A 292-nucleotide genomic window follows, 5' to 3' on the forward strand; every position below is an offset into this window, starting at 1 on the left:
TTAGTGTTCAACAGATAATAAGGTGTAGCAAAATGATTCTGAGATTCAGCTGCCGCGTTAAGGAGTCTTATTTTTTCCTTTATAAACTTACGAAGCAGAAATGAAAAAAGAACAAGCAATAATCGGTACTGATAACTGCTTGTTCTTTTTTATTATATCCTAGAATACAACATTGAATCTACCCTAACTATACCAGTATTACTGGTACGCATAGTTCGCAATAACCGCTAGTAATCATATCACCCGTGTATCTTTCCAAAATCGGCTTGTTATCTATTTGATATCCATTACT

Annotated in this window: 1 pseudogene; it reads right to left on the bottom strand. The window is 33.9% G+C overall.

Features of this window, described 5'->3' with window-relative positions:
* Positions 1–187: 187 nt before the first annotated feature.
* Positions 188–292, bottom strand: a pseudogene (locus RYX56_RS21840) (DNA gyrase inhibitor); the annotation flags it as partial.

Source organism: Alkalihalophilus lindianensis (assembly GCF_032843265.1).
Taxonomy (GTDB): Bacteria; Bacillota; Bacilli; order Bacillales; family Bacillaceae_D; genus Alkalihalophilus; species Alkalihalophilus lindianensis.